Below are 8,768 nucleotides of genomic sequence, written 5' to 3' on the forward strand. Positions count from 1 at the left end.
AGGCCGGTGCAGACCCTCGTCCCGGACGGTTCGGCCCTGCGCCGGGTGGTCGTGGGCGAGGTGGTCGTGCCGGACCTGGTGGTGGTGGCGCGGGACTTCGACGGGAACCTGGTGCCGGATGCCGTCGTGGTGTTCGAGATCCACCGGAACACCTCGAACGGCCAGTTCCCCGGCGGTTCCTCCACCGAACCCGCGACCACGAAGGGGGATGGCAAGGCGACCGCGCCCACGCTGACGGCGGATGACGAGGTCGGCGGTTTCACGGTGCACGTGACGGCGCAGGACGGCCCGGGTGCCACCGACTTCACGATCACGGTCTACAGCGACCCGCCGCCGCAGCCGAGGGTGGAGACACTGACCCCGTCCGGTGCCGGGGGCACCAGGGAGGTGCCGGCAGGCGGTGCCGTCTACCCGGACCTGGCCGTGATCGCCCAGGACTTCAACGGCAACCCGGTGCCGGACGCGGACGTGAAGTTCACGGTCCGACCGGGCACGTCGTCCGGCTCCTTCCCCGGTCCGCACCCGACAGCCTGCGCGACGACCGACGACGACGGCGAGGCAACCGCCCCCCACCTCACCGCGGACAACGGGGTAGGTGGCTTCACCGTGCACGTGACCCCGGCGAACGGTCCGGCGGCGTTCGACTTCACCGTGACCGTGGAAGAGGAACGCGCTTAGCCGCGCTTCAGCGCCTCGCGCAGGGCCGCGAAGCTCGCGGGCGGAAAGGCGAGCGCGGGCGCGGAGACGTTCTTGGAGTCCCGCACGCGGGACGTCAGCCGCGTGAGCGAAACCTCGACGCAGTTGTTCACCTGGTTGCTCCGACTGCTCTTGCGCCATTCGGGCCGGGTCATGTCATCCCCTCGGACAGCCTTCTGATGAGCGCGAGCGAGTCGGCCGGGTCGAGGGCCTGTTCGGTCGTCTCCGCCAATGCCACAGTGTACTCGCGCACCTGGTGACGCTGGTCGATGAAAGTGTTGTAAGTCAACGTCTCTTGATAGACGACCTCGGGCAGCAGGGGCGACGCGAAGGACATCACCCAGAACGCTCCGCCGAGTGCCGGATAGGCACCTGCCTCGAACGGCAGCACGCGGACGTCGACGTGTTCCTTCGCCTCGACCACCTCGGCGAGGTGGTCGAGCTGCCTCCGCATCACCTCGGGCCCGCCGATCTGCTGGCGCAGCGCCGATTCGCTCAGCAGCACGAACAGCGAGAGCGGGTCGTCGCCCTCCAGCAGCCCGCCGCGCGCCAACCGCGCCTCCAGCCTCGGCTCGACCTCGGTCAGCCGGACGTATGGCGATCCGCTGCGGAGCAGCGCGTGAGCGTAGTCGCGGGTCTGGAGGATGCCCGGGACGAAGCAGCTCTCGAACGCGCGGACGGACCGCGCGCCGTGCTCCAGCCCCAGGTAGCGCACGAAGTCGTCGTTGAACAGCCCCGCGTACCGGTGGTACCAGTCGCGGTGCTCCGCGCCGATCCGCAGCCGGTCGAACTCGGCGGCCTCGTCCTCGTCCAGCTCCAGCAGCCGGACGAGGCCGGCCAGGTTCCGCTGGGTGATCTTGCGCTTGCCGTTCTCGATGGCCGACAGGTTCGGCTGCGCGGTGCCGATGGACTTCGCGGCGGCGCTGACCGTGAGGCCGAGCTGCTCGCGGCGTTCGCGGAGCCGGAGCCCCAGCTCCCAGGCGTCGATGACTGCGGAGGTCGACATGGTCTCAGTGTTCCGCTCTCGATCAACGGCTAGCAATCACTCGATCGTGGTACTAGACGCAGCTATATATCGGGCTAGCGTGAGCACATGTACATGGGAATGGGATCGGCCAGGGTATCCGCGAGCATCGACGTGCACGGGGACACCGCCGTGCGGTGCACCGTCGCCCCGGACGGCGGGGTGGAGATCGGCCTGGGCGAGGACTCCGCGCTGTTCCTCACCCCCGCCGGCGCGACCAAGCTGGTCGGCGTCCTCGCGAGCGCCGGCCTGGTCCCCGCCGACCCGGCCGGCGGCCCCGCCTAGTACCCGAGGGCCGAGCGGATCTCGCGCTCCACGTCCGCCGCCGCGACGAAGAGCAGCTCGTCGCCGCCCTCCAACGTGTCGTCCGGCGTCGGCACGATGACCCGGCCGCCGCGCAGGATGGTCACCAGGGCCGCGTCCCTCGGCAGTTCCAGCGTGTTCACCGCGACACCGCCCAGCGGGGTGTCCTCCGGCAGGGTGATCTCGACCAGGTTGGCCTGACCCTGGCGCAACGTCATCAGCCGGACGACGTCGCCGACCGTCACGGCCTCCTCCACCAGCGCGGACAGGATGCGCGGCGTCGACACCGCCACGTCCACGCCCCACGACTCGGTGAACAGCCACTCGTTGGTCGGGTTGTTCACCCGCGCCACGACCCGCCGCACCGCGAACTCCGTCTTGGCCAGCAGCGACACCACGAGGTTGACCTTGTCGTCCCCGGTCGCCGCGATGACCACGTCGCACAGCTGCATCCCGGCGTCTTCCAGCGACGACAGCTCGCACGCGTCGGCCAGCACCCACTCGGCCTGCTCGACGGTGTGCGGCTCGTAGTGCGCCCGGTCCCGCTCGATCAGCATGACCTGGTGCCCGTCGGCCACCAGCTCCGCCGCGATCGACCGGCCCACCGCGCCGGCCCCGGCAATGGCGATCCGCACCTCAGACCTCCTCGGGCGCTTGGGCCGCCGCGGCGGCCACGTCGGTCACGGTCCCGGACAGCGCCGCCGCGTACACCACGTCGTCGGCCTGGAACAGGGTCCTCGCGTCCGGCAGCACGCCGGTCCCGAACCGCATCACGAACGCCACCCGGCAGCCGGTCGCGTCCTCGAAGTCGCGCACCGGGTGCCCCACCCAGTCCTCGTGCAGGTCCAGCGGCAGCACGGCCACCGAACCCGACGGGTCGCGCCACGCCGTGGACGCGCCCTCGGGCAGCAGCATCCGCAGGAACCGGTCGGTCGACCACGGCACGGTCGCCACGGTGGGGATGCCCAGCCGCTCGTACACCGCCGCCCGCTTCTCGTCGTAGATGCGGGCCACCACGGCCTCGACCCCGTACGTCTCGCGCGCGACCCGCGCGGAGATGATGTTCGAGTTGTCGCCGCTGGACACCGCCGCGAACGCGCCCGCGCGCTCGATGCCGGCCTCGATCAGCACCTTCTGGTCGAACCCGTTGCCCACCACGTGCTGGCCGTGGAAGTCCGCGCCCAGCCTCCGGAACGACTGGGCGTCCTTGTCGATCACCGCGACCTGGTGGTCCAGGCGTTCCAGGGCCTTGGCCAGGGACGAGCCCACCCGGCCACAGCCCATGATCACCACGTGCACGAATGCCTCCCGAACGACGCCTGGGGAGAACCTACCGAGGATTACTCCGACCAGGGGACCTGACCCCTTACGCTTTCGACCCGTGTCCAAGCTCGCAACAGCGGCCAAGCGCCTCCTGGTCGGCAGGCCCTTCCGGAGCGATCGACTAGCGCACACCCTGCTGCCCAAGAGAATCGCCTTGCCGGTGTTCGCGTCGGACGCCATGTCGTCCGTCGCGTACGCGCCCGAGGAGATCTTCCTCGTCCTCTCCGTGGCCGGGCTGAGCGCCTACGCGATGGCACCCTGGGTGGGTGTCGTGGTCGTCGTCGTGATGCTGACGGTCGTCGCGAGCTACCGCCAGACCGTGCACGCCTACCCGTCCGGCGGCGGCGACTACGAGGTCGCCACCAAGAACCTCGGCCCCCGGGCCGGGCTGACCGTGGCCAGCGCCCTGCTGGTCGACTACATCCTGACCGTCGCCGTGTCGATCTCGTCGGCGGCGGCGAACATCGGCTCCGCCATCCCGTTCGTGGCCACCCACAAGGTCGAGTTCGCGGTGGCCGCGATCGTCCTGCTCACCGCCATCAACCTGCGCGGCCTGCGCGAATCGGGGGCGGCGTTCGCCATCCCCACCTACGCGTTCATGGTCGGCGTCCTGCTGATGATCGGCTACGGGCTGTTCCGGGGCCTGTTCCTCGGCGACGAGATGCGCGCGGAGAGCGCCGGCCTGGAGCTGCGGGCCGAGGACGACCACCTGATGGGCCTGGCGTTCGTGTTCCTCGTGCTGCGCGCGTTCTCCTCGGGCTGCGCCGCGCTGACCGGCGTCGAGGCCATCTCCAACGGCGTGCCCGCCTTCCGCAAGCCGAAGGCCCGCAACGCCGCGACCACCCTGCTCGCCATGGGCCTGATCGCCGTCACCATGCTGCTCGGCCTGATCGTGCTGGCCCAGATGACCGGCGTGAAGATGGCCGAGGACCCGGCGCACCAGCTCGTCGACGCGCCGGCGGGCTACGAGCAGAAGACCATGGTCGCGCAGATCGCCGGGGCGGTGTTCGACGGCTTCCCGGCCGGGTTCTTCTTCATCACCGTGGTCACCGCGCTGATCCTGGTGCTCGCGGCGAACACCGCGTTCAACGGCTTCCCGGTGCTCGGCTCGATCCTCGCCCAGGACCGCTACCTGCCCCGCCAGCTGCACACCCGGGGCGACCGGCTGGCGTTCAGCAACGGCATCGTCTTCCTGGCCGGCGCGGCGGTCATCCTGGTGATCGCGTTCGACGCCGAGGTGACCAAGCTCATCCAGCTCTACATCGTGGGCGTGTTCGTGTCGTTCACGATGAGCCAGACCGGCATGATCCGGCACTGGAACCGGCTGCTCGCCTCGGAGACCGACGCCGCCGCCCGCAACCGGATGCGCCGGTCCCAGGCGATCAACGCGTTCGGCCTGGTCATGACCGGTTCGGTGCTGGTCGTCGTGCTGATCACGAAGTTCACCAAGGGCGCGTGGATCGCCATCGCCGCGATGGCCGCGATCTACGCCCTGATGACCGCGATCCGCCGGCACTACGACCGGGTCGCCGAGGAGCTGCGCCAGCAGGAGCGCCAGCGCCTGCTGCCCGCCCGCAACCACGCGATGGTGCTGGTCTCGAAGCTGCACATGCCGACCCTGCGCGCCCTCGCCTACGCCAAGGCCACCCGCCCGGACGTGCTGGAGGCCGTGACGGTGAACGTCGACGACGCCGACACGCGGCGGCTGGTGCAGGATTGGGAGAAGGAGAACTTCAAAGTGCCGCTGAAGGTGATCGAGTCCCCCTACCGGGAGATCACCAAGCCGGTGCTCGACTACGTCAAGCGGGTGCGCACGGACAACCCGCGCGACGTGGTCACGGTGTTCATCCCGGAGTACGTGGTCGGCCACTGGTGGGAGCAGGTGCTGCACAACCAGAGCGCGCTGCGGCTCAAGGGCAGGCTGCTGTTCCAGCCCGGCGTGATGGTGACCAGCGTGCCGTGGCAGCTCACGTCGGCCACGAAGGTGACCCACAGGGAAGTGGTCGCGCCCGGAGCGATCCGGCGCGGCCTGGACAAGCGCGGTGGCGCCCCGAGGACCGGGCCGGGCGGGACCGGACCGGAGCGGCGGGGCGCGGAGCAGAAGGACGGCGAGTGACGGCCACCTGGGAGCAGCGGCTGATCGAGGTCGAGGTAGGCGCGGTCGCGCACGGCGGGCACTGCGTGGCCCGGTACGAGGGCCGCGTGGTCTTCGTCCGGCACGCGCTGCCCGGCGAGCGGGTCCGGGTCCGGGTCACCGAGGACGCCGGCGGGTCGTTCTGCCGGGGCGACGCCGTCGAGATCCTCCAATCATCACCCGACCGGGTGGAACCGCCGTGCCCGTTCTCCGGACCCGGCAAGTGCGGCGGCTGCGACTGGCAGCACGCCTCCTGGCAGGCCCAGCGCGAGCTGAAGGCCGCCGTGGTCGGCGAGCAGCTCCACCGGCTGGCCGGGCTCGACTGGGAGGTCATCGTCGAGGACCTGCCCGGCGGGCCCGAGGACTGGCGCACCCGGCTGCGGGTGGTGGTCGGGTCGGACGGCCGCCCCGGCTTCCGCGCCCACCGCAGCCACCGGGTCGTCCCCGTGGACCACTGCGTCATCGCCGCGCCCGGCGCGCTCGACGACGTGGTCGACCGCACCTGGCCGGCCAAGTCCGAGCTGGTGGTCACCCGCGACGCCGGCGGCCAGGTCCACCTCACCGAGATCGGCCCGCCGACCGTGCGCCGGGGCCGCCCGGTGCCCGGCCCGGCCCGCCGCCGCCGGGGCAGCGGCACCGCCACCGAACTCGCCGCGCACCGGGCGTGGAACCTGCGCGCCGACGGCTTCTGGCAGGTCCACCCGGCCGCCGCCGACACGCTCGCCGCCGTGGTCCGCGACTGGGCCGACTGCCCGCCCGGCGGACGCGCCTGGGACCTCTACGGCGGGGTCGGCCTGTTCGCGTCCGTGCTGGCCGAGCAGGTCGGCGAGGACGGGGCGGTCGCCGTGGTCGAGTCGTCGGTCCGCGCGGTCGAGGACGGCCGGCTCAACCTGTCCGACCTGCCCCAGGTCACCTGGCACGCCGGGCGCACCGAAACCGTGCTGGACACGCCCGCGTTCACCGACCTGCCGCCGGACGTCGTCGTGCTCGACCCGCCCCGCAAGGGGGCGGGCCGGGCCGTGGTCACCGCGATCGCCCGGCACCGACCCGTCCGTGTGGTCTACGTCGCGTGCGACCCTGCCGCGCTGGCCCGCGACATCGCCGTGCTCGCCCAGCACGGCTACGAGTTGGCGCAGCTCAGGGCGTTCGACGCGTTCCCCATGACGCACCACGTCGAATGCGTGGCGCTGCTGGAGCCCGTTCGCTGAGCAGCGTCTCAGCCAGTGGTCCGTAGACTGACCGGACGATCGGGGAAGCCAACCACAGGGCGAGGTGGAGCGGTGACGCTGCTGGAATCCGTGCACGGACCGGCGGAGCTGAAACGGCTTGAGCACGACGAACTGGAGCGGCTCGCGGAGGAGATCCGGCGGTTCCTGGTCGACAAGGTCTCCCGCACGGGCGGCCACCTCGGGCCGAACCTGGGCGTCGTGGAGCTGACCATGGCGGTGCACCGGGTCTTCGACTCGCCGCGCGACCCGGTCGTGTTCGACACCGGCCACCAGAGCTACGTGCACAAGATCCTCACCGGCCGGCGCGCGGACTTCGACACGCTGCGCCAGCGCGGCGGGCTGTCCGGGTACCCGTCGCGCTCGGAGAGCGAGCACGACGTGGAGGAGAACAGCCACGCCTCCACCGCGCTGTCCTACGCCGACGGCCTGGCCAAGGCGTTCCAGCTCACCGGGCGGCGCGGCCACGTGGTCGCCGTCGTCGGCGACGGCGCGCTGACCGGCGGCATGTGCTGGGAGGCGCTGAACAACATCGCCGCCGGCCGGGACCGGTCCGTGGTGATCGTGGTCAACGACAACGGCCGGTCCTACTCGCCGACCATCGGCGGCCTGGCCGACCACCTCGCGTCGCTGCGCCTGCAGCCCGGCTACGAGCGCGCGCTCGAACGCGGCAAGACCGCCCTGCAGAACGCGCCGTTCGTCGGCAAGCCGGTGTACGCCGCGCTGCACGCCGCCAAGCGCGGCATCAAGGACGCGCTCAGCCCGCAGGCCATGTTCGAGGACCTCGGCATGAAGTACATCGGCCCGGTCGACGGCCACGACCTGCCCGTGCTGGAGTCCGCGCTGCGCCGCGCCAAGTCCTTCGGCGGACCGGTCATCGTGCACACCGTCACCCGCAAGGGCAACGGCTACGCGCCGGCCGAGAACCACGAGGCCGACCAGATGCACGCCACCGGCGTCATCGACCCGATCACCGGCGAGGCCCTCACCCCCGCGAAGCGCACCTGGACGCACGTCTTCGCCGACGAGCTCGCCGCCATCGGCACCGAGCGCCCGGACGTGGTGGCCATCACCGCCGCGATGCGCGGGCCGACGGGCCTGGACAAGTTCGCCGGCCTGCACCCCGACCGGTGCTTCGACGTCGGCATCGCCGAGCAGCACGCGATGACCTCGGCGGCGGGCCTGGCCATGGGCGGCCTGCACCCGGTCGTGGCGATCTACGCGACCTTCCTCAACCGGGCGTTCGACCAGCTCCTGATGGACGTCGCCATGCACAAGCAGGGCGTCACCGTCGTGCTCGACCGCTCCGGCATCACCGGCCCGGACGGCGCGTCCCACCACGGCATGTGGGACCTGTCGATCTGCGGCCTGGTCCCCGGCATCCACGTGGCCGCCCCGCGCGACGCGGTGACGCTGCGCGAGGAGCTGCGGGAAGCCGTCGCCATCTCCGACGCGCCCTCGGTCGTGCGCTACCCGAAGGCGTCGGTCGGCGAGGACCTGCCCGCGCTCGAACGCCTCGGCAAGGTCGACGTGCTCGCCCGCTCCGGCTTCTCCGACGTGCTGCTGGTCGCGGTCGGCGCGTTCGGCGGGCTCGGCGTGTCCGCCGGGCAGCGCCTGGCCGACCAGGGCATCGGCGTCACCGTGGTCGACCCGCGCTGGGTGTTCCCGGTGCCGGACGACCTGGTGGAGCTGGCCCGCGAGCACCGGCTCGTGGTCACCGTCGAGGACAACGGCCGGCACGGCGGCTTCGGCTGGGCGCTGGCCGCCGCCCTGCGCGACGCCGGCGTCACCACCCCGCTGCGCGACCTGGGCATCCCGCAGGACTTCCACGAGCACGGCGAGCGCGCCGAGGTGCTCTCCGACCTCGGCCTGACCGCGCAGGACGTGGCCCGGCGGATCACCGAGTGGGTCGTGGCGGGCGAGCCCGCCGAAATCGACGCCCGGGTGCAGAAGTAACGGGCTACCCTTCCCCCCGTTACCTTTTTCGTAGTTCCTGATCGAGGAGCTGTGGTCGCCGGGTCCGGCATGACTGACGCCCCCAGTCGAAGGCATGATCCGGGGG

The 8,768-nt window shown here is 71.6% G+C and carries 9 protein-coding genes; 5 read left to right on the top strand and 4 right to left on the bottom strand.

Annotated features, from left to right (window positions below):
- The first annotated feature begins 6 nt into the window (after positions 1–6).
- A complete protein-coding gene (locus AB0I60_RS34440) occupies positions 7–678 on the top strand; it encodes a hypothetical protein (RefSeq protein WP_360737618.1) in 672 nt (223 codons plus the stop codon).
- Here the strand turns inward: AB0I60_RS34440 and AB0I60_RS34445 are convergent.
- Positions 675–851, bottom strand: coding sequence for a DUF397 domain-containing protein (locus AB0I60_RS34445; protein WP_360737620.1), 177 nt, complete (start codon positions 849–851; stop codon positions 675–677). The two genes, AB0I60_RS34440 and AB0I60_RS34445, sit on opposite strands and share 4 nt — an antisense overlap.
- Positions 848–1,702 (bottom strand): helix-turn-helix transcriptional regulator, encoded by an 855-nt coding sequence (locus tag AB0I60_RS34450; protein ID WP_360737622.1) that lies wholly within the window; start codon positions 1,700–1,702, stop codon positions 848–850. Before AB0I60_RS34450 ends, AB0I60_RS34445 begins: the two co-directional genes overlap by 4 nt.
- Positions 1,703–1,789: 87 nt before the next feature.
- On the opposite strand from AB0I60_RS34450, the gene AB0I60_RS34455 reads away from it, so the two are divergent.
- The gene (locus AB0I60_RS34455) at positions 1,790–2,005 is read left to right on the top strand and encodes a hypothetical protein (RefSeq protein WP_360737624.1); all 216 of its coding nucleotides are present in this window, start codon (positions 1,790–1,792) and stop codon (positions 2,003–2,005) included.
- Here AB0I60_RS34455 and AB0I60_RS34460 read toward each other — a convergent pair.
- Entirely contained in the window at positions 2,002–2,658 is a 657-nt protein-coding gene (locus tag AB0I60_RS34460; protein ID WP_360737627.1) for a TrkA family potassium uptake protein, read from the bottom strand. The genes AB0I60_RS34455 and AB0I60_RS34460 overlap by 4 nt on opposite strands.
- A 1-nt stretch (position 2,659) precedes the next feature.
- Positions 2,660–3,322 carry a TrkA family potassium uptake protein gene (locus AB0I60_RS34465; protein WP_360737629.1) on the bottom strand — a complete coding sequence of 221 codons (663 nt, stop codon included), beginning with the start codon at positions 3,320–3,322 and terminating at the stop codon, positions 2,660–2,662.
- 82 nt (positions 3,323–3,404) lie between these two features.
- Between AB0I60_RS34465 and AB0I60_RS34470 the strand changes: the two genes are divergently transcribed.
- From AB0I60_RS34470 to dxs, 3 genes are all read left to right on the top strand, one after another.
- Positions 3,405–5,462, top strand: a complete 2,058-nt coding sequence (locus AB0I60_RS34470) for an APC family permease (protein WP_360737632.1) — start codon at positions 3,405–3,407, stop codon at positions 5,460–5,462.
- A complete protein-coding gene (locus AB0I60_RS34475) occupies positions 5,459–6,688 on the top strand; it encodes a class I SAM-dependent RNA methyltransferase (protein ID WP_360737634.1) in 1,230 nt (409 codons plus the stop codon). Before AB0I60_RS34470 ends, AB0I60_RS34475 begins: the two co-directional genes overlap by 4 nt.
- A 72-nt stretch (positions 6,689–6,760) precedes the next feature.
- Positions 6,761–8,662 carry a 1-deoxy-D-xylulose-5-phosphate synthase gene (gene dxs / locus AB0I60_RS34480; RefSeq protein ID WP_360737637.1) on the top strand — a complete coding sequence of 634 codons (1,902 nt, stop codon included), beginning with the start codon at positions 6,761–6,763 and terminating at the stop codon, positions 8,660–8,662.
- Positions 8,663–8,768: the final 106 nt, after the last annotated feature.

The organism is Actinosynnema sp. NPDC050436, from assembly GCF_040655415.1.
Taxonomy (GTDB): Bacteria; Actinomycetota; Actinomycetes; order Mycobacteriales; family Pseudonocardiaceae; genus Actinosynnema.